A 19,983-nucleotide genomic window follows, 5' to 3' on the forward strand; every position below is an offset into this window, starting at 1 on the left:
TATAAGAAATGAGTCTCGAAAGGTTAGATCACTTTCGGGACTCATTTAATATTTTTTAAAGTAATATTTTACTCTTATGCCAGCAAGATAGCGTCATCTTCAAGTTCGGAACCAACATGCTTTTGGAATAGCTCCATCAGTTTAGGCACCGTCAAGTTTTGTTTATCTTCACCTGCCAAATCGATTGCCACGCGACCTTGATGCAACATAATTAATCGATTACCGTATCGAATAGCATCTTCCATGTTGTGGGTAACCATAAAAGCTGTTAAATACTGTTCAGATATTAACTTTTCAGTTAATTGCATGACTGTTATCGAGGTTTGCGGATCAAGAGCCGCAGTATGTTCATCCAGTAAAATCAAGTCTGGTCTCTGCAAAGTCGCCATTAAAAGAGTAATGGCTTGTCTTTGACCACCGGAAAGAAGTCCAATTTCAGTTTCCAGACGATTTTCCAAATTTAAATTAAGTTGTGCTAACTGCTTTTTGAAAAATTTTCTATCTTGTTTTTTAACGCCAGGACGAAAACCGCGTCGTTGGCCTCGTTTCATGGCTAAAGCCAAATTTTCTTCAACTGTTAATCTGACCGCTGTTCCCATTTTAGGATCTTGAAATACACGACTAATATTTTTTGCTCGCTTAGTAACAGGCATTTTTGTAATATCTGTACCTTTTAAAATAATCTGACCCTCTTGAATAGGCAGCGTTCCAGCAATACTATTGAGCAGGGTAGACTTACCAGCTCCGTTACTACCAATGATAGTCACAAAATCCCCGGATTCTAAATTAAGGTCAATACCACGTAAAACACGGTTTTCATTGACAGTTCCTTGTTCAAAAGTTTGATGCAAATTTTTAATTTTTAGTACTTCTGGCATTTTGCTTTCCTCCTTTAAGATTGCGTGGCAAGTGGAAATTCGGCAAAGTTAAGCACACAACTAAAACTAAAGCTGAAGCTAATTTTGCATCAGATGGTTCTACATTCATCTGGAATACCAGGGCTAAAATCAGTCTATAAATGATAGCACCTACAACTAAAGTAAGTAAACGACCGCCAATTGGCAGATTCCTGATAAGTACTTCTGCAATAATAATTGAAGCCAGCCCAATAACCAGAGTACCAACACCAGAGTTAAGATCGGCAAAGCCGTTATTTTGTGCTAAAAGTCCACCTGACAGGGCAATGCATCCGTTAGAAATCATATAGCCTAAAATTTTCATTCCTTGAGTTTTGATACCATTTGCGGCACTCATTTGAGGATTGTCGCCTGTAGCTCTCATAGCCAGGCCAATTTCAGTTTTGAAAAAAATAACTAATAATAGTATAACCAAAAGTGCAATTATTAATCCCATCGCAATTACTGCATTGTTACGACTTAATCCCCAATTTTGCGCAATTGTAAAAACCGTATCTTTGCCCAGTAATGAAACATTAGCAGCGTTTTGCATTACTCTGGAAGTAATGGAGTACAAGCCAGTCATTGTAATAATTCCTGCTAGTAAGGAAGGAATACGCAATTTGGTGTTCAAAATACCAGTAACTAAGCCAGCAATCAAACCACCAACAAATGCGGCAATAGTTGCTAAAATAGGATTAATTCCCTTAATAATGCACATCGTTGCAACGGCTCCCCCTAATGGAAAGCTGCCTTCAGCTGTCATGTCGGCTAGATCTAATATCCGAAAAGTTAAGTAAACACCGATTGCCATTAATGACCAAAGTAATCCTTGAGAAGTAGATGAAAGTAATAACTCCCAAAATGTATTCAACATAACTATTGATTCACGCTGCCTTTCTTTAATTTACTTAGGTGCTTTAATTGAAGCAGGATCAATTCCAAGTGCCTTTGCCATTTTCTTGTTAACCACCAATTTCAAATCAGTTGCCCTTTCAACAGGCATATCTTTAGGTTTAGCTTTACCGTCTAAAATCTTAGCAGCCATTTTACCGGTTTGTTTACCAAGCGCCTCATAATCTATTCCAATAGAAGCCAAGCCTCCAGTTTTAACCTGGTCAGTTGAACCGGCTACCAGTGGGATTTTCTTTTCCTTAACAACTTTACCAATAATTGAGGAAGCAGAAGCAAATGTGTTGTCTGTTGGTACGTAAATTCCTTGTACTTTTCCAGCTAAAGTTTCAGTGACTTGCTGGACATCATTAGTAGTGTTGGCTGTCTTAATTAAAACTTTAACGCCGGCTTTTTTAAGTGCTTTGACAGCTAGATCCGCTTGAATTTTAGAATTGGCCTCACCGGCATTGTACATGATGCCAATTGTTTTAGCTTTAGGCACTATTGATAATAACAATTTTATTTGTTTATCAATTGAAACCATGTCAGTAGTTCCGGTGACATTTCTGCCAGGTTTTGCATCTGAATTTACTAATTTAGCAGCTTTTAGATCAGTCACTGCAGTTACTACAATAGGAATATCTTGGGTTGCATTAGCTACGCTTTGCGCTGCCGGTGTAGCAATTCCTAAAATTAAATCTGATTTTTCATTAACTAGTTTTTCACTCATACTTTTCAGATTGTCTTGGCTATTTTGGGCATTTTGATAATCAATTTTTAGATTCTTGCCTTCAACGTAGCCATTTTCTTTTAAGCCTTCTTTGAAACCTTTGTTAGCCTCATCTAATGAGGGATGCTGCACCACTTGCAATATACCCACATGTTTGACAGTTGCTGTACTTCCAGATTTCTTGTTGTTGCAGCCACTAAGCAGCAACAGACTAGTTAAAGCCATTCCCATAATAATTTTCTTGATTCGCATTTTCGTTCCTCCGTAATCCTGCTGACCGTAAAAAATATCCACTTATTTCTAAGTGGATATACAAGAATTATTAGTAATAATCATTTGTGATTAGCCACTTAGAAGCCATGTGGCTAACCGCAATTAAAGGACTTTAGCCATCATAGATAAATTCAAAACTTGAGTCTGGTTTGAATTCATCTAGATGAACCCAAACCTTATCTAAAATAGCTAAAGTAATAACGGTTATTCAGTTGTGAGACTCGTATTAGATTACATTTCATAAAACTTTACCTCCAACCTTAATGAGAAGATTATAAAAAACAAAGAAGAAAAAGTCAAGAAATAATAAATTTAGCTTGTAAAAATAATAATATTTATGACCACTTAAAGCAAAAGCTAAATAAAAAGGTCACCTGTTTGAAATAAGCAGAAAAGCTTTTCGCTTTTGCTATTTATTTCACTGTTCAGTGGCCTTTTTATACCAACTTAAAATTATTTAGGTGCTTTGATTGATTTAGGATCAATTCCCAGTGCTTTTGCCATGCTCTTATTAACAACTAATTTCATATCATGTGCTCTTTCAACCGGCATGTTAGCTGGCTTAGCTTTTCCAGATAAGATTTTTGCAGCCATTTTGCCAGTTTGTTCTCCTAATAGTTCGTAATCAATTCCGATTGAGGCCAAACCACCTGTTCTAACTTGATCAACGGAACTTGCTACCAGGGGAACTTTCTTTTCTTTGACTACTTTTCCAACTACAGAAGCAGCTGAATCGAAAGTATTATCGGTAGGAACGAAAATACCGTCAACTTTAGACGCAAGCGTTTCAGTTACTTGCTGGACATCGTTAGTCGTATTTGCCGTTTTAATTAAAACTTTCACTCCTGCTTTTTTCAGTGCAGCTGTAGCTAAATCGGCCTGTATTTTAGAGTTCGATTCACCAGCGTTGTACATGATACCGATAGTTTTAGCTTTCGGAACAATTGACAGGAGCAGTTTGATCTGGCGTTTAATTGAAACCATATCTGTTGTTCCCGTAATGTTTCTGCCAGGTTTAGCATCTGAATCAACTAACTTAGCCGCTTTCAAGTCAGTTACAGCAGTAACAACAGTTGGTATTTTTTGGGTCGCATTAGCAACGCTCTGTGCAGCCGGAGTGGCAATGCCCAAAATCAAATCTGATTTTTCATTAACCAGTTTTTCACTCATACTTTTCAGATTGTCTTGATTGTTTTGCGCATTCTGGTAGTCAATTTTAAGATTTTTACCCTCAACAAAACCACTTTCTTTTAGTCCCTTTTTAAAGCCTTTGTACGCCTTATCTAAAGAAGGGTGCTGCACTACTTGTAAGACACCAACATGTTTAACCTCAGGCGCCTTGCCAGCTTTTTTGCTGCTGCAGCCTCCCAATGCCATTAATCCGACAATACTAATTCCTGTGATCAATTTCTTAAAATGCATTTTTCTGCCTCCATAAAAAATACCCACTTACTTCTAAGCGGGTACACAAAAATTTTCATTGCCAAAAACGATTGAATGTGGTCAGCCACTTAGAAAGCTATGTGGCTAACCAAACTAAAAGAGCCTTAGCCATCATAGATAAATTCAAACTTGTGTTTAGTTTGAATTCACCTAGATGAACCCAAACTCTTATCTATAGTAGCTAAGATAATAACGATTATTCAGTTGATTTTCTTTTTGACTAAACTCAATCATTATCCTTACCTCCAACTTCGATAATCGAATTATAAAAAAATAAGAAATTAAAGTCAAGGCTTAATTTAATTTTATTGTTAGTGATAATTCGGTAAAGTAGGTAAAAAGTGTGTTAATCAGTAATTCGTTCAATTTTAATAGTCTTGATAACTTCGAGAACTTTGCTGAGCTGAACAAAACCAGTTTTGGTTTCCATTGCGTTAGCAGTTCCAGATGCAATTGCCCACTTAATGGCTTCTTCAAAATCATAGTTTTTGCCTAAGGCATATAAAAGGCCACCAACAAGTGAATCTCCTGACCCTTCTGTGTTAACTACTTTTACTGGTTTTAATTTAATACTATAAAAATCGTGTTCATGCTTAAAAAGTGCTCCCTTTTCTCCTAAAGAAACAATTATATTTGGGATTTTTATCAGTTTGCTTGTTAATATCTCTTTTTTAAGTATGCTGTAGTCTTTAGTAACAGGAAAAGCTAATAATTCTGCAACTTCAGTTTCGTTGGGCTTTATGAAATCTGGTAAGTTGTCGCTGTTTAAAACTTCAGCTAGAGAATTGCCAGAAGTATCCAGCACAATTTTAACGTCTGGGTTAAGATCACGAATTTTGGCGATTATTTGGGGATAAAAATTATGAATCTCACTAGGAGGGAGACTACCATTTAGAGAAATTGCCGCAACTTTATTTTTAGTAATTAATTGTTCTATAGTTTCTAGCAACTGGTTGAAATATTGTAGTGGAATATGGTCTCCATATTCATTTATTTCTGTTTTTTCCCCGTTATTTTGAATTATAGTGTAACAATTTCTTGTATTACCGTTAGTTTCAATAAAGTTACATTTATACTGGTCATTTTTAGCTTGTTCTAAAATATATTTGCCATTTGAACCAGCCAAAAATCCTGTAGCTACTGTTTTGGCTCCAAGGTTGGCAGAGACTCTGGCAGCATTTATGCCTTTGCCGCCAACCATTTTTTTGATCAACTGAACTCTATTTAACTGTCCTACTTTGAGTTTCTTTAACTCGTATAAACGATCTACTGAAGGATTGACTGTAACTGTAATTTCCATTTTTATTCCTAATCTATAAGTTAATGAATGATTTTGATATATTTTGAGTATTTTTTAACATCATCAGGAGAAACTCTTGGATCCGTCACCAGAAGATCAAATTTATCGAGATCACGAAACGTGATGATATCAGAATGATTCAGTTTGGTATGATCCGCCACTATGAAAGACTTTTTTGCATGAGCAATTGCTATGTTTTGAATATTTCCTTCAGGTATTGTACTAGTAGTTACACTATTCTCACTGATTCCGTTAGTTGAACACAATGCATAGTCAAAATTCAGGCCCTCAAAGATATTTTCAGCTTTTTCACCTAAAAATTCTTCAGTGTTCCTATGCAGTTCTCCACCTGTCAAAAATAAGCGACATTTACTTTTATTAATTTCGTTAAATGCAGGTAAACTATTGGTTACAAAAGTAAGATTTTTCGAAAGTAATAAAGGAACAGACATCAATAAAGTTGTACCAGCCCCTAAAAAAATTGTTGAATTATTAGTTATTTGCTTTGCTAATAATTTGGCAATCTCTTTTTTTTCGGAAATATTTTTTTGTAATTTTTCATTTGTTGTTGACTCGGTTTGATAGTTACTCTGAGCGCCGCCATAAATTCTCGTAATTTTTCCTTGCTCTTCTAGACGCTTTAGGTCACGTCTTACAGTCATAGAAGAAACATTTAAATTTTTAGCAATGTCTACTGTCGTCATAAAACCAGTTTTACGTAACAGAATGTTTATCTCTGTTAACCTTTTTTCTTGTAAACTCAAATAATCACTTCTTTTTACCGATTTTATCATGACTTTAGTAGTATATCAAACATTTTATAACATATAAAGTTCAAGTTTGTTAATCTTTGTTAAATTAAGGTTGACATTGTTCAAACTTAGTATTATATTGAAAACGTATTCAAAGTGAAAGGAGGTCTTGTAGTGTTTTATCAAAAATTAATTGATTTAAATATTTCAGTTGAAACAGAAGAACAACTTTTTGATTTAGTTGGTTCTCGTGCAATTAAACTTGATTTCGCCAGAATTGGATATATATCAAATTTGGAAAAGAGGGAGCTTTCATATCCAACTGGACTTAAATTTCCACAGATTTCATTAGCCTTACCACATGTTGATCCCCAATATGTTGAAAACCCATTTATTTATATTGGTCGTACCATTAAACCATTAAAACTTAAACAAATGGGAGATGATGCAGACATGGAAGCTAAAGATTTCTTATTCTTAGGCCTTAAAAACGGGTCAAAACAACCTGAACTGTTAGCTCAAATAATATCTGCATTCCAAGATAAGGATTTTGTTAAACATTACATGGAAACAGAAAACACTATAGATATGCTTCAAATTGTCAAAAATAAGTTTAAAGAGGTAATAAAATGAAAACAATTTTGGTTTGTTGTGGAACGGGTGTTGCCACCAGTCCCCAAGTAGCGAATAAAATTAATGATTATTTAGCAGAAAATGGTTTAGATCAATTGGCAAAGGCAACACCTGAGCCGATTGGTGAGGCCAAAACAACAATTGAAAATGACAGTAGTGTCATTGTTTATGTTGGTATAGCACAAGCTGATGCTGAACTGCAGGAAGTGCTTGATGCTAATAATGTTGTAGGAATGGTGGGCTTGCCCTGGTTAACTGGAATGGGGCAGGAAGAAGCCAATCAAAAAGTGGCGGATATTGTCAAACAGGCAGAATAATCCATAAATAGAGGTGAGTTAAATGGATTGGAACGGTATAGTTCAAGGAATTTTGGGAGTTGGTGCTCAGGTTTTGATTCCAATTTTAATTATAATTTTGGGATTAATCTTTGGGATGAAGCCATCTAAAGCAATACTTTCAGGTCTTTATTTAGGTACCGGATTTATTGGAATGTCAATGGCCATAAATCAGTTGACTGAAACTGTTAGTCCAGCGGCTAAAGCATTGGCTAAATATACTGGTATTAATCTGCCAGCAGTTGACTTTGGCTGGACTGGCGCTGCAGCTATTACCTGGAGTTGGACATTAGCTTTTCTGTTTTTTGCAGTAGAAATTGTAGTTAATCTGGTCATGCTATTGGCTAAAATGACAGATACAATGAATGCAGATATGTGGAATGTATGGGGTATCGCCCTAACTGGCTATATGGTTTATCAAATTTCTGGCAGTTTAATCTGGGGTTTCATCTGTGGTGCTATCCAAGTTGTAATTTGTTTGAAATTAGGTGATATGTGGAGTAAAGAAATTGCCAATATGCTTGGCTATGAGGGTGTTACTGTAACCCACATTGAAGCGTTTACGGCAATTATTATGTCTCCTATTAATAAATTAATGGATTATATCCCGATTTTTAATCGTGAGTGGGATGCTTCTTCATTAAAACGTAAAATTGGTGTATTTAGTGAACCGGTGACAATGGGAGCAATTATTGGATTAGTTCTCGCATTAGCTGGTCGTTACAGCATAGGTGACGCACTCAATCTTTCCGTAACTGTAGGTGCTGTTATGGCTATTTTCCCAGTTATGGCAAAATTTTTCATGGATGCCTTAACTCCATTTGGTTCTACTATGAGTGACTTTATGAAAAAGCACGTTAAAGGTAGAACATTCTCAATCGGACTAGATTGGCCTATTTTAGGACAGAGTACTGAATTGTGGGTAACTATGGTTTTGATGATCCCAGTATCAATTGTTTATGCAGCCATTTTACCTGGTAATACTATTCTCCCAATTGCAGGTGTCATCAATTACTGTATAGGTGTAGGTGGATTGCTTCTCACTGGTGGCAATCTTTTGAGAATGCTTGTTTTAGGTGTAATCTATGAACCTGTTTTTCTCTACGGTGCTTCATACTTTGCTAATATCTTTACAAAATTAGCCAAATCCAGCACTTCTATTAAAGTACCTGCAGGATCACAAGTATCATGGAGTTCAATTGAAGCTCCAGAATTAAGATTTGTCATGGCATGGGCAGGAAAAGGTAATATTTGGGCAATTATCGGCTTAGTTGCACTTCTTGCTCTTTTCTGGTTATTGTATCGTTCATTTAAGAAAGATCCAATTCCAGCCTTGAAATACAGCAAATTAAAGTAGGACTGAATAATGGATAAATTAATGAACAAAAAAGTCTTTTGGACTTGTTTAAGTTTTTTGACATTTGGTTTATTCAGTTATGCAATTATTTCTAAAACTTATTGGATAAATGTCTTCGTTATTATTTTAGGATTACTAATTAATAAGAAGGGAAGTGATACCCTTTTTACCAAAAAAAGTATGTCCACTAAAAATAAAATGAGGAGGAAAAATAATTTATGAAATATCCTGCAGGAAGAATTCCATTTGAATATGAACGGAATGATTTAGCAAAAGTTGTCCGTGAAGTAATGGAACGCAGAGACACTAACATTGTTGGTGGCAATATCAGCATTAAGGTTCAAGACGAAACTGGAAAATTCTTTTATGTGATGACACCAACGATGATGTCAGAAGCTTATATGGGTTACTTGAATGCAGATCAGATCCTTGTCATTGAGCCTCATACACGCAAAGTGATTTCTGGCACTGGTAAAGTTACCAGAGAAATTAATATGCATGAAGCAATATATGATGCCAATCCTGAAATTAAGTGTGTTTTTCACTCACATGCCGATCAATGTATGTTCTGGGGTACTAGTGGCTTAAATATGCCAAATGTAACCGAAGCAACTCAGAAGTTAAAAGAAATTCGCACTTTAAATTGGCATCCAATGTGTACTGAAGAACTGGCAGAATATGTTTCCGCTGAAATAAAGAAATTAGGTGCTAAAGCTTTAAGAAATGGATTCATTTTAAATTCTCACGGTACTTTATTTACCTCCGGTGGTAAGGACATGGATCCATTGACTGCTCTGCATAAATCTTTAGCAGATGTTGATATTACCGAATATAATGCTAAAGTTGCTTATAAGCAGACTGTTTTCCAACAAATAGGTGTGCTAGACGGTTATTACTCAGAAGGAACCAAAATTGGGACTTGGGAAGATGTTAAAGCTGGTAAAGCCCTCTATAATAAAAAAACAGCGCAAAATAAAAAGGGTGACTAAATAAATAGTACCCTTCTTACAAAGTTTGACCACTTTGACAATATAATACTTTTGCGTTGAATGCAACTATTATTCAAGATTTTTGTGTAAGCCTGATCATTTTGATCAGGTTTTTTGGTTAATGTAACATTCTAGAAGAAGGTCATAAATAGAAACACCAAAAGGGTAAACATTAATTGGGTAATGCTAGGCATATTTGTATTATCAATCTTTTTAGGACTGATAGGTGTAGTATAATTAAATAGACAGTCATTCTTAAGTAAGAGGAGGAAAAGCCGATGACACGATTGCAAAAAATGGTATTAAAGCCAAAAGAGCAGTTAGTGACACGGCTTTTTTTGTCACCAAAATTAAAGCAGAATTTAACCGTTCTTTCCTACAGTACTCATGACTTAATAAATGCCATGAAGGAAATGAGTGCTAGTAATCCCTTTGTGACTTTGAAAGAACCTAAAGGCGAGATGCAGAATTTAGAATGGCTGCGTTCGCCTGAAACAGAGAATTTAATAGATCATTTATTGATGCAAGTGGATTTAAGCGACTGGCACAGTTGGGAAAAAAGTGCGGTCAAAGCTTTGATTTACCATCTTGATGAAGATGGCTACTTAAGAATTGATTTGGCTAAAATTGCGGAACAAACTGAGTTTACGCTTGCAAAATTATTAAGGGCAAAAAGTCTGCTTCAAAGTCTTGATCCGTGTGGGATCGGGGCTGCGAATCTGGCCGAATGTCTGGCGCTTCAGGCAAAACAAAAAGACAACTTTAATCCTGTAGCCCTTGAAATTTTACTTAATAATCAGTTGGAAATGCTGGCCGATCCTAAAAAATGGTCTAACTCTAGGTTTTCAATATCCGAATTAAATGATGCATTGGCCAGCATCCAAACACTGAACCCGACTCCAGCCAGCGATTACGTAGTCGACAGTAATGTTCAATATTTGTTACCCGATTTGATTTACAAGGTAACAGATGGACGTATAACGGTAGAAAACTTTCAAGCGCAAATACCAGAAATGGTTTTTGATGAAAAATCATATCGTGAATTAAAAGATCAGTCTAATGAAAGTAAGTATTTTTCGGAGCAAAAGCAGCGTTTTCTTGAAATGAAAAATGCGATAGTGGAGCGTCAGAAAACTATCATGAGATTGGGTGAATATGTGGGCCAGTTTCAACATGGTTTTTTAACTACAATGCAAAAGCAGAAATTAAAGCCACTTGGTTTAAAAGAAACCGCTCAGGCTTTGGGTCTGGCACCAAGTACAATTAGCAGGGCGATTAAAGATAAATACGTTCAGTGCCAAAATAAGGTTTTCAGTTTGAAGATGCTTTTCCCACGTAAAGTAACAACGGATTTATCTCAAGCGCGTATAGAATACGACTTGCAACAGATCATAAAAAAAGAAGATGTCCGTGCTCCCTTAAGTGATCAGCAATTAGTAGAAATTTTTGCGGCGCATGATGTAACTTTAAGTCGGCGAGTGATTGCTAAATATCGTAAAAAGCTCAATATACCTAATAGTTATAGCAGAAAAGCCAAAGTAACAGATTAAATTTAACCAAAAAAATCCTAACGCAAAATTGCGCTAGGATTTTGGTGTTATCAGCTAATTTTTAAGGCAAATCATTACCTGCAGCAAGATAAATATCATACCATTCCTGAGCAGTAAGTGAAATATCTGCTCCCTTGGCACTGTCGATGATATGAGCTGGTGTCATTGTACCGATAATAACTTGTGTATTTGCCGGATGCCTTAAAATCCAGGCAGCAGCAACAGCATTTTTAGAAACACCTTTTTGATCAGCTACTTTTTGCAAGGCATCATTAACCTCTGGAAACTTTGGATTACCAATGAAATTGCCTTCAATTTGACCGTATTGGAAAGGCGACCATGCCTGAACGGTCATGTTGTGCAAGCGTGAGTAATCTAAAACGCCACGGTCATGATCAATACTGCGCTCATCCGTCATATTAGTGTGAATATTGAAATCAATTGGACCAGTGTGCATGACGCTTAATTGCAGTTGATTAATCAACAGTCTTTGACTAACGCCACTCTGCAGTAAATCAACTTGCATCGGGTTAAAGTTGGAAACTCCAAAGTGACGCACTTTACCGTCTCTTTGTAATTCATCAAAGGCAGCAGCAATTTCTGCAGGATCCATCAGAGCGTCCGGTCTGTGCAGGAGCAAACTGTCTAAGTAATCAATTCTCATGCGAGAAAGAATGCCATCTACGGCATTAATCAGATATTTCTTAGAAAAATCATACCTAGTAGTCTTGTAATCTAACTTAGGATTTTCATAAATTCCAGTCTTTGATTGAATGTAAAAATCGTCGCGAGTTAATGATGACTTTTGAAAAGCAGCTCCGAAAATTTCCTCAGATTTGCCGTGACCGTAAATATCAGCTGAATCAATATAATTAATTCCTGCTTCGTGTGCAGTTTCCAATGCTTTAACAGCTTCATCAACCGTCAGTTTATTCATACGCATAATCCCGAGTGCAATAGCTGACCCGGTAAAGTTAGTGTTGCCAATTTTAATTTGTCTCATAATGTACCTCCTCTCTTTAGTATACGCTCTCTTAGAGGCAAAAATTTAAAAATAGGTGAGTTTTAATTTATATTTAGCAATACCAGTAAAAAACCTAATATTTTTTTAAAAATAATTTTATTTTTATCGTTATTTTGTATATAATAGATATTACATAATTTTGAAAAACAAGTAGGAGGGAAAATTATGAGTAATAAAATAGGAGTTATCGGTGACGGTCACGTTGGCAGTACGGTAGCGCAGCAGTTAATATTAACAGGTTTAGTAGATGACCTCGTTATGATTGATGTTAATGAAGCAAAGGTTAGAGCAGATCAGCTTGATTTTCAAGACGCGATGGCAAATTTGAAGCATCACACTACTATTACGATCAATGATTATTCCGCCCTCAAGGATGCAGACATTGTCATTAGTGCTTTTGGAAATATTGAGTTGGAAGCAGGCGGCGAGCGTTTTGCAGAATTGAATTATAACCGTGAGCGAATTGGAGACATTGCGGATTCAATCAAGAAGAGCGGTTTCAATGGTATTTTGGTTGCCATTACCAATCCAGTTGATGCAATTACTAATATGTATCAAGAGCTAACAGGTTTACCGCGCAAGCACGTCATTGGTACCGGTACTCTATTAGACACAGCCCGTATGAAGCGTGCTGTTGGTGAACGGATGAATGTAGATCCTCGTTCAGTTGAAGGTTTTAACTTGGGTGAACACGGTAATTCACAATTTACTGCTTGGTCAACTGTTAAAGTTTTGGAAAAACCAATTACTGAAGTAGCTGAAGCAAAACACCTTAAGCTAGAAGACTTAAACGATGAAATTAAATTTGGTGGTCAAACAGTATATAAGGGTAAGCAATATACTAACTATGGTATTTCAGCTGCTGTGACTCGTTTGGTAGAAACTATTGAAAGCGATGCTCATACTGAAATGCCAGTTTCAAATTACCAGGAAAAATATGGTACTTACTTATCTTACCCAGCTATTGTTGGTCGTGATGGTATTGTCCAAACCGTTGAATTGACACTAACAGATGAAGAAGAAAAGAAATTACAAGCATCTGCAGAAACAATTAAAGAAAAAGCAAATAAATAGTTCTAGTTTATTTAGTAAAAATGATGGTCACAAAGATCATCATTTTTTTATTATATGAAAAAGATAGTGAATTCTACTGTTATATGGGGTATTCTTATAGTAATGAATACTTAGAAGGGGAAAAATCATGAGCAAGATTAATGAAGATTATATTTTAGGTCTCGATATCGGGACCAACTCTTGCGGCTGGGCCGTGACTGATAAGAAAAATAATTTATTAAAGCTCAGAGGAAAAACAGCAATTGGCTCACATTTATTTGAAGAAGGACATACTGCTGCTGACCGACGGGGATTTAGAACTACTAGAAGACGGCTCAAGCGCAGAAAGTGGCGCTTAAGATTGCTGGAAGAAATATTTGCGGAACCGATGGCTAAGGTAGATCCGGGATTTTTTGTGCGCCTGCATCAATCATGGGTTTCACCGCTGGATAAAGATCGCAAAAAGTATCATGCAATTGTGTTTCCAACAGCTAAGGAAGATCAGGCATTTTATCAAAAATATCCTACGATCTATCATTTGCGTGACGCACTGATGACGCAAGACCGTCAGTTTGATTTACGTGAAATATTTTTGGCAATACACCACATTGTTAAGTATCGTGGTAATTTTTTACAAGATACTTCTGTTAAAGATTTTGAAGCTTCCAAAATTGAAGTAGCACCCATTTTAACAAATATTAACAATGCTTTTGCGGAAAAGATAGTTGAAGATCAAGATCCCATTGAATTAAATGTCGCAAACGCTGCCGAGATTGAGGCTGTTATACGTGGTAAAGATGCAGAAAAGACCGTTTATAAGATGGACAAGGTCAAAAAAATTGCCAAGTTATTAACTGATTCAACTGCTAAGGAAGAAAAAAATGTAGCCAAGCAGATTGCTAACGCCATCATGGGCTACAAAACTCAATTTGAATCTATCTTAGGCAAAGAAATCGATAAAAGTGACAAGGCGCAATGGGAATTCAAGCTGACTGATGGAGATGCAGATGATAAGCTTGATGCGTTGCTGCCAGATCTTGATGAAACTGATCAGACTATTATTGCCGAAATTAAAAAGCTGTTTAGTGCAATTACATTGAGCACAATAGTAGATGAAAACAAGAGTTTATCACAGTCAATGGTGGCCAAGTATGACAAACATCATCAAGATTATAGGTTGTTAAAAGCTTATGTCGACACTTTGCAGGATCGCAGTATAGCTAAAAAATTGCTTTTAGCCTATGATTTATACGTTAATAACAGACATGGCCATTTGCTGGAAGCTAAAACAGAATTTAAGCAGGATGGAACTTTAACTAAAGAAGATTTTTATAAAACTATTAAAAATAATCTGAATGATTCTGAGCTGGCTCGCAAAATTGCGCAAGAAATAGCAACGGATAACTTCATGCCTAAGCAGCGAACAAACAGTAATGGTGTAATTCCGTTTCAGCTGCATCAAATCGAACTGGATAAGATTATTGCTAATCAAAGCAAATATTATCCATTCTTAGCTACAGAAAACCCAGTAGAAGATCACCGTAAACAAGCACCTTACAAGTTAGATGAACTGGTTAGATTCAGAGTACCTTATTATGTAGGTCCGATGATTACAGCTGATGAACAGGAAAAAACTTCCGGTAAGAGCTTTGCCTGGATGGTCAGAAAAGAAGATGGCCAGATCACACCCTGGAATTTTGAACAAAAAGTAGACCGGCAAGAATCTGCCAACAAGTTTATTAAGCGCATGACTATTAAAGATACTTATCTTTTAGGTGAAGATGTTTTGCCTGCTAATAGTTTGCTTTATCAAAGATTTGAAGTTTTAAATGAGCTTAATAATATTAAGGTTAATGATAGGAAAATCAGTATAGGCCTCAAGCAACGAATTTTTAACGATCTTTTCAAAGAGAATAAAAACGTTAAAAGTGATCAATTAATCAATTATTTAAAAAATAATTGGCATTTGCCAACTGTAGAAATTAAGGGGCTGGCGGATCCAACTAAATTTAATTCAAGTCTTGCGAGTTATTATCACCTCAAAAGCTTACATGTGTTTGATAAGGAATTAGCAGATCCACAATATCAAAAAGACTTTGAAAAAATAATTGAGTATTCATCTATTTTTGAAGATAAAAAGATCTTTCAAGATAAGTTGCATGCTGAATTTAAATGGTTAACACCTGAACAGTTTAAAGCTATTTCAACTTGGCGCTTGCAAGGCTGGGGAAGATTATCGCGCAAATTGCTAATAGAATTGCATGACACAAAAGGCCATAACATTATGGATAAACTATGGACTAGTCAAAAGAATTTTATGCAAATTGTGACAGAACCAGATTTTAAAGATGCAATTGCTAAAGAAAACCAGGATGTTACTCAGGAAAATGGTATTGAAGAGATTTTGGCTGACGCCTATACTTCTCCAGCTAACAAAAAAGCTATAAGGCAGGTCGTCAAAGTAGTAGCTGATGTTGTAAAAGCAGCAGGTGGTAAGAAACCCGCACAATTCGCAATTGAATTTACACGTGATCCAGATAAAAATCCCCAATTGTCGCATATTCGTGGTACTAAACTACTCAAGGCATATCAAGAAACCGCTGACCAATTAGTAGATCAGAAACTAACTGATAGCTTAAAGGAAGCAATGACCAGCCGTAAATTGCTTAAAGATAAGTACTTCTTGTATTTTATGCAGACAGGTCGTGACGCATACACTGGTAAGAAAATAAATATTGATGAAGTGACGACAAATTATCAGATTGATCATATTTTGCCACAATCATTTATTAAAGATGATTCTTTTGATAATAGAGTTTTAACTGCTACTCCCTTAAATGCAGAAAAATCAGATGATGTGCCTTATAAGCGCTTTGCCAATAATTATGTTTCAGACTTGAAAATGACGGTTGGTGAAATGTGGAAACACTGGCAAAAGTCTGGCATCATAAATAAACATAAGTTGGGTAACTTATTACTCGACCCAGATAGGTTAAATAAATTTCAAAAGTCTGGTTTTATTAACAGACAATTGGTAGAAACTAGTCAAATAGTTAAATTAGTCTCAGTTATTTTGCAAAATAAATATCCAGACGCAGAAATTATTACTGTTAAAGCTGGAGATAACTCCGCTCTGCGTCAACGGCTAAACTTGTATAAGAGTCGTGACGTCAATGATTATCACCATGCCATTGATGCCTACCTTTCAATTATTTGTGGCAACTTTTTGTACCAGGTTTATCCTAAGTATCGTCCATATTTTGTTTATGGCAAGTATAAAAAGTTCAGTCAAGATCCGGACTTGCAGAAGGATTTGATTAAACACTTCAAGGGCTTCACATTTATGTGGCCATTATTGCGAAAGGATAATTCTGAGCGTAAAGCTCCAGAAGAAATTAAAGAAAATAATAGTGATCGAATAGTCTTTTATAAGCATCCAGATATTTTTGATAAATTACGTAAAGCATACAATTATAAGTACATGCTGGTTTCAAGAGAAACTACGACTGAAAATAGTAGTATGTTCAACATGACTATTTATCCTCGGGGAAATCGCGATCGCAAGAAGACTAGAAAGCTGATTCCTAAAGGTAATGGACTTGATCCTAAAATTTACGGTGGCTATAGCGGTAACACTGATGCATATATGGTAATTGTCAAAATTGAGAAAGCAAAAGAATCTATCTATAAAGTTATTGGGATTCCAATGCGCGCTCTTGCAAGCCTAAAACAGGCTAAAGAACAAGGAAACTATCAAGAAGAGCTCCACAAAGTACTTGAGCCTCAGATCATGTTTGATAACAAAGGTAAGCCTAAGCGTGGTGTTAAAGGCTTTAGAGTAGTAAAGGATCATGTGCCTTTTAAACAAGTTGTCTTAGACGGTGACAAAAAATTTATGTTATATTCTGCAAAATATGAAACAAATGCTAAGCAACTAACTCTTTCTCAGGAAACTATGCGAATAGTGACCGATAACTTGAAAAAAGGCGAAGATCAAGACCAATTACTAGTAAAAGCATATGATGAGATTTTGCAAAAAGTTAATCAGTATTTACCATTATTTGATGTGAACAAGTTTAGAAATAGTTTGCATCTGGGTAGAGCAAAGTTCCTTGATTTGGCAGTTAATGATAAAAAAATCACTTTAACCAATATTCTGAATGGCTTACACGATAATTTAGTAACGCCGGATCTAAAAAATATTGGAATTAAAACCCCATTTGGTAAAATGCAGTCATCATCTGGTATAACTTTGTCATCTAATGCAGTATTAATTTTCCAGTCACCAACTGGACTTTTTGAAAAACGGGTTAAGATAGCTGATTTGTAAACAAAAATAGGGAAGCGCAATAATCCGATTCCCTATTTTTGTGCATAAAAAAAACCTCCGCTATAGAGCTGAGGCAGGACGGTAATAATACCGCGTTGAAACTTGTACAAAAGTACATCGTTTGATTTTAAATCTGGTTGTTAGATCAATAATGATTAGATCGTTGGTAGCTAACCAACAACTATAGTATAACATTTATTTTTAAAAATACAAGGAGGAAATATGGGATGGAGATCAGTAATCATCACACAGCACGCCAAATTGACATATTCGATGCAAATGATGATTGTACAAACTCGTGATGGCATAAACCAAATACCAATTGAAGATGTTAATTTATTGCTCGTTTCAACCACACAGGCAGTGATTACAAGTGCCCTCATTAGTAAGTTGGCTCAGAACCAAACCAAAGTTATATTTGTTGATGAAAAAGGAAATCCAGTAGTCGAAACTGCTGTTTATTATCCGGGAACAAGGAATATGGCTAAATTAACGCAACAATTTAATTGGGATGATCATTTAAAAGAATTACTGTGGACAAAGATTGTTAGTCAAAAGATCAAAAAATCAGATTGCAGTTTTAGAAAATTATCATTTGGATAAAGATGATGTTCAAAATGAACTAGATCAGCTGGAAATTAATGATGAAAGTAATCGGGAGGCAATTGCAGCGCGTAAATACTTTATGCTTTTATTTGATAAAAATTTTGTCAGACGTGATACCAGTGCAGTCAATGCAGCACTAGATTATGGTTATGCTATTTTGCTTTCTAGTTTTAACCGTGAAATTGTAATGAATGGCTATCTGACATATTTTGGCATTCATCACTGTTCACAGGAAAACCAATTTAATTTAGCCTCGGATTTAATGGAACCCTTTCGACCATTTGTTGATTATTGGGTTAAAGCCCACGAAAAGATTAAGGAACTAACGCCAGATATTAAGTATGGTTTAGTTGAACTTTTAAGTTTAGAAATAAAGTTTAATGGTAAAAAGACGCTTTTGACAAATGCTATTACAGTTTATGTGCGAGAATGTCTAAAATTTCTAAGTGGGGATAGTAAGGAATTGCCAGAAATGGAGATGAGTTTGACCAATGAGGTACCGAATAATGCGCTTAATGATAATGTTTGATTTACCAACAGAAACGGCAGAAGAACGAAAAGAATATCGCCAATTTCATAAAAAGCTGATTAATGAAGGTTTTTTAATGGTGCAATTTTCAGTATATGTTCGAGTCTGTGTTACTAGACAAACCGCTAAGTTTTTGGAAAACCGTATTAGGAAGTTTTTACCTCGAGGAGGTCTAGTCCAGTCATTAATGGTTACGGAAAAGCAATATAATGACATGCATTTTTTACTTGGCAAACCAATTGATGATGTGCGTAATACATCAGATAGGACGGTAATTTTATGATTTTAACTTATTCAACTCATAAAAAATGGGAATTTAATGATCCTGGAATAAAAGTCATTGGTTTACAAAGCCCAATTGTATACCGTGATATAATTCAAGGCTTTCAAGGAAAAAACAAGATGTTAATTTGTTCAGAAGATGATTATAGTCCCCTTGAAGTAAGTAAAACTTTTGATTTTATTGGCGACCCACTACTTAGTGGAGATATCACTAAAAAATATATGCCTCATATTGTAAGTAGTTATCTAAAAAATTTAGATGAAGAAAATCGTAATAAAATGATTAAGTCTTTTTATGATTTAGAATCAACCTTGCAGGATTCACTTTTACTTGAAGATTTACCTTTAGCAATTAATTTTGATGAAGACTTAAAAAAATTACTTAAATTTACAGAAATTCATATAGATAAATCAATGTTGCTTAGTCCATATGGTATAATAGAAACAGTTTTAAAAATTCACCAAGCGTGTAATTTAAAATCAGTTCCTGTTATTTGTAATGTAGCTCATTACTTGGAAGAACAGGAGTGGCAAGAGTTAGCTAGTCTTGTTACAGAAATGAATTTAATTTTGGTTGTAATTGAATTCACAACAAGAGAAAATTTGGCAATATCTAAAGACATACCTTTTTATTATATTGATAAAGATCTAATCGATTGGTACTAGCAATATTAAAATCAGATTATAAAACATCGGTTTTAGATGATTGTTAGATCAATGATGATTAGAACGACAAGAAGCTTTGGGATAACAAGCCATTGGTTTTAGATGATTGTTAGATCAATGATGATTAGAACATAGCAACTGAGCATACATACTTTGCCAAAGTTTTAGATGATTGTTAGATCAATGATGATTAGAACGTTCAAAATTAGAATACATTCAAGGTAAGCGTTTTAGATGATTGTTAGATCAATGATGATTAGAACTGACAATGACAAAATTCCATACAATCAAAAGTTTTAGATGATTGTTAGATCAATGATGATTAGAACCTTTAAGTGGTG

General features: G+C 35.4%; 16 protein-coding genes, 1 pseudogene and 1 CRISPR repeat array (1 of these 18 only partly in view). Of the genes and pseudogenes, 10 read left to right on the forward strand and 7 right to left on the reverse strand.

The window, feature by feature from the left end:
* Nucleotides 1–74: 74 nt before the first annotated feature.
* The 6 genes from AAA926_RS08830 to AAA926_RS08855 form a co-directional block, all read right to left on the reverse strand.
* Complete coding sequence (locus AAA926_RS08830; protein WP_338207176.1) at nucleotides 75–878, reverse strand: ABC transporter ATP-binding protein; 804 nt, start codon at nucleotides 876–878, stop codon at nucleotides 75–77.
* On the reverse strand, nucleotides 856–1,770 hold the full coding sequence (locus AAA926_RS08835; protein WP_370466836.1) for an ABC transporter permease: 915 nt from the start codon (nucleotides 1,768–1,770) through the stop codon (nucleotides 856–858). Before AAA926_RS08835 ends, AAA926_RS08830 begins: the two co-directional genes overlap by 23 nt.
* A gap of 33 nt (nucleotides 1,771–1,803) precedes the next feature.
* Complete coding sequence (locus tag AAA926_RS08840; protein WP_198180407.1) at nucleotides 1,804–2,772, reverse strand: ABC transporter substrate-binding protein; 969 nt, start codon at nucleotides 2,770–2,772, stop codon at nucleotides 1,804–1,806.
* A 474-nt stretch (nucleotides 2,773–3,246) separates the two neighbouring features.
* Complete coding sequence (locus AAA926_RS08845; RefSeq protein ID WP_370466837.1) at nucleotides 3,247–4,170, reverse strand: ABC transporter substrate binding protein; 924 nt, start codon at nucleotides 4,168–4,170, stop codon at nucleotides 3,247–3,249.
* A gap of 412 nt (nucleotides 4,171–4,582) precedes the next feature.
* Nucleotides 4,583–5,536: a 1-phosphofructokinase family hexose kinase gene (locus AAA926_RS08850; RefSeq protein ID WP_198180410.1), complete on the reverse strand. Its 954-nt coding sequence runs from the start codon at nucleotides 5,534–5,536 to the stop codon at nucleotides 4,583–4,585.
* Between the two features lie 20 nt (nucleotides 5,537–5,556).
* A complete protein-coding gene (locus tag AAA926_RS08855; protein ID WP_232347636.1) occupies nucleotides 5,557–6,300 on the reverse strand; it encodes a DeoR/GlpR family DNA-binding transcription regulator in 744 nt (247 codons plus the stop codon).
* A 162-nt stretch (nucleotides 6,301–6,462) separates the two neighbouring features.
* Here AAA926_RS08855 and AAA926_RS08860 point away from each other — a divergent pair, with 162 nt between their 5' ends.
* From AAA926_RS08860 to rpoN, 5 genes are all read left to right on the forward strand, one after another.
* Nucleotides 6,463–6,921: a PTS sugar transporter subunit IIA gene (locus tag AAA926_RS08860; RefSeq protein ID WP_198180414.1), complete on the forward strand. Its 459-nt coding sequence runs from the start codon at nucleotides 6,463–6,465 to the stop codon at nucleotides 6,919–6,921.
* A complete protein-coding gene (locus AAA926_RS08865; RefSeq protein WP_198180416.1) occupies nucleotides 6,918–7,238 on the forward strand; it encodes a PTS sugar transporter subunit IIB in 321 nt (106 codons plus the stop codon). The genes AAA926_RS08860 and AAA926_RS08865 overlap by 4 nt, the downstream gene beginning before the upstream one ends.
* A gap of 22 nt (nucleotides 7,239–7,260) precedes the next feature.
* Nucleotides 7,261–8,613: a PTS galactitol transporter subunit IIC gene (locus AAA926_RS08870; protein ID WP_198180418.1), complete on the forward strand. Its 1,353-nt coding sequence runs from the start codon at nucleotides 7,261–7,263 to the stop codon at nucleotides 8,611–8,613.
* 218 nt (nucleotides 8,614–8,831) lie between these two features.
* Nucleotides 8,832–9,602 carry a class II aldolase/adducin family protein gene (locus tag AAA926_RS08875; protein ID WP_174794905.1) on the forward strand — a complete coding sequence of 257 codons (771 nt, stop codon included), beginning with the start codon at nucleotides 8,832–8,834 and terminating at the stop codon, nucleotides 9,600–9,602.
* A gap of 278 nt (nucleotides 9,603–9,880) precedes the next feature.
* Complete coding sequence (rpoN, locus tag AAA926_RS08880; protein ID WP_198180420.1) at nucleotides 9,881–11,152, forward strand: RNA polymerase factor sigma-54; 1,272 nt, start codon at nucleotides 9,881–9,883, stop codon at nucleotides 11,150–11,152.
* Between the two features lie 61 nt (nucleotides 11,153–11,213).
* Here rpoN and AAA926_RS08885 read toward each other — a convergent pair whose 3' ends face one another.
* Nucleotides 11,214–12,155 carry an aldo/keto reductase gene (locus tag AAA926_RS08885; RefSeq protein WP_198180422.1) on the reverse strand — a complete coding sequence of 314 codons (942 nt, stop codon included), beginning with the start codon at nucleotides 12,153–12,155 and terminating at the stop codon, nucleotides 11,214–11,216.
* A gap of 186 nt (nucleotides 12,156–12,341) precedes the next feature.
* Here AAA926_RS08885 and AAA926_RS08890 point away from each other — a divergent pair, with 186 nt between their 5' ends.
* The 5 genes and pseudogenes from AAA926_RS08890 (at nucleotide 12,342) to csn2 (ending at nucleotide 19,642) form a co-directional block, all read left to right on the forward strand.
* Nucleotides 12,342–13,250, forward strand: coding sequence for an L-lactate dehydrogenase (locus tag AAA926_RS08890; RefSeq protein ID WP_198180424.1), 909 nt, complete (start codon nucleotides 12,342–12,344; stop codon nucleotides 13,248–13,250).
* Between the two features lie 127 nt (nucleotides 13,251–13,377).
* Entirely contained in the window at nucleotides 13,378–17,559 is a 4,182-nt protein-coding gene (gene cas9, locus AAA926_RS08895; RefSeq protein WP_338212333.1) for a type II CRISPR RNA-guided endonuclease Cas9, read from the forward strand.
* A 222-nt stretch (nucleotides 17,560–17,781) separates the two neighbouring features.
* Nucleotides 17,782–18,694: pseudogene (cas1, locus tag AAA926_RS08900) on the forward strand (type II CRISPR-associated endonuclease Cas1).
* The gene (gene cas2, locus AAA926_RS08905; RefSeq protein ID WP_034978821.1) at nucleotides 18,672–18,977 is read left to right on the forward strand and encodes a CRISPR-associated endonuclease Cas2; all 306 of its coding nucleotides are present in this window, start codon (nucleotides 18,672–18,674) and stop codon (nucleotides 18,975–18,977) included. Before cas1 ends, cas2 begins: the two are co-directional and overlap by 23 nt.
* Nucleotides 18,974–19,642, forward strand: a complete 669-nt coding sequence (gene csn2, locus AAA926_RS08910) for a type II-A CRISPR-associated protein Csn2 (protein WP_338212334.1) — start codon at nucleotides 18,974–18,976, stop codon at nucleotides 19,640–19,642. The genes cas2 and csn2 overlap by 4 nt, the downstream gene beginning before the upstream one ends.
* A gap of 29 nt (nucleotides 19,643–19,671) precedes the next feature.
* A CRISPR array of direct repeats spans nucleotides 19,672–19,983; the repeat unit is 36 nt; unit sequence GTTTTAGATGATTGTTAGATCAATGATGATTAGAAC (it continues 4,676 nt past the right edge of the window).

Origin of the sequence: Lactobacillus juensis, from assembly GCF_036246285.1 — a bacterium.
GTDB classification, from domain to species: domain Bacteria; phylum Bacillota; class Bacilli; order Lactobacillales; family Lactobacillaceae; genus Lactobacillus; species Lactobacillus juensis.

Bases quoted from the DNA above. Each gene is read 5' to 3' on its own strand.
- AAA926_RS08830 (WP_338207176.1), bottom strand. From the start codon at position 878: ATGCCAGAAGTACTAAAAATTAAAAATTTGCATCAAACTTTTGAACAA.
- AAA926_RS08840 (WP_198180407.1), bottom strand. From the start codon at position 2,772: ATGCGAATCAAGAAAATTATTATGGGAATGGCTTTAACTAGTCTGTTG.
- AAA926_RS08845 (WP_370466837.1), bottom strand. From the start codon at position 4,170: ATGGCATTGGGAGGCTGCAGCAGCAAAAAAGCTGGCAAGGCGCCTGAG.
- AAA926_RS08850 (WP_198180410.1), bottom strand. From the start codon at position 5,536: ATGGAAATTACAGTTACAGTCAATCCTTCAGTAGATCGTTTATACGAG.
- AAA926_RS08865 (WP_198180416.1), top strand. From the start codon at position 6,918: ATGAAAACAATTTTGGTTTGTTGTGGAACGGGTGTTGCCACCAGTCCC.
- AAA926_RS08870 (WP_198180418.1), top strand. From the start codon at position 7,261: ATGGATTGGAACGGTATAGTTCAAGGAATTTTGGGAGTTGGTGCTCAG.
- AAA926_RS08875 (WP_174794905.1), top strand. From the start codon at position 8,832: ATGAAATATCCTGCAGGAAGAATTCCATTTGAATATGAACGGAATGAT.
- rpoN (WP_198180420.1), top strand. From the start codon at position 9,881: ATGACACGATTGCAAAAAATGGTATTAAAGCCAAAAGAGCAGTTAGTG.
- AAA926_RS08885 (WP_198180422.1), bottom strand. From the start codon at position 12,155: ATGAGACAAATTAAAATTGGCAACACTAACTTTACCGGGTCAGCTATT.
- AAA926_RS08890 (WP_198180424.1), top strand. From the start codon at position 12,342: ATGAGTAATAAAATAGGAGTTATCGGTGACGGTCACGTTGGCAGTACG.
- cas9 (WP_338212333.1), top strand. From the start codon at position 13,378: ATGAGCAAGATTAATGAAGATTATATTTTAGGTCTCGATATCGGGACC.
- cas2 (WP_034978821.1), top strand. From the start codon at position 18,672: ATGCGCTTAATGATAATGTTTGATTTACCAACAGAAACGGCAGAAGAA.
- csn2 (WP_338212334.1), top strand. From the start codon at position 18,974: ATGATTTTAACTTATTCAACTCATAAAAAATGGGAATTTAATGATCCT.